The organism is Caulobacter sp. HJHS_5 (assembly GCF_056683955.1).
In genome coordinates this window covers 1-414 of record NZ_JBWZNC010000017.1, presented here as the reverse complement: position 1 = coordinate 414, position 414 = coordinate 1, and the positions used below count along the sequence as shown (strand labels likewise).

Genomic DNA, 414 nt, shown 5'->3' with positions numbered 1-414 from the left:
CTGATCGGCAACGGCGGGGCGGACTCGCTGTCGGGCGGGGGCGGCGCGGACGTGCTGGTCGGAGCGGCGGGCGACACCCTGCTGGGCGGCGAGGGCGACGACCAGATCACCATCTCGGCGGCGGCGGCGATGATCCGGGGCGGAGCGGGCTCGGATGTCCTGACGATCACGGGCAATTCGACGTTCGTGGCCGGCAGCCTGTCGGAGGTCGAGCAGGTCTATGTCTACCGGGGCGTGAAGGCGGACTTCTCAAAGCTGAACGTGGGGCAGAACGTCGCCCAGCAGGGCGGGACCGGCGGCGGGGTCTATCTGATCGGCGGTTCGTCGTCAGACACCCTGATCGGCAGCACCAGCGGCGACACCCTGGAGGGCGGCTCGGGCAGCGACATCCTGCAGGGCGGCGACGGCAACGAC

At 71.0% G+C, this 414-nt stretch carries 1 protein-coding gene; it reads left to right on the top strand.

The window, feature by feature from the left end:
• Window positions 1-414 (top strand): calcium-binding protein (locus ACFLIT_RS17840; RefSeq protein WP_479912615.1); only part of this gene is annotated, 414 nt, incomplete at both ends.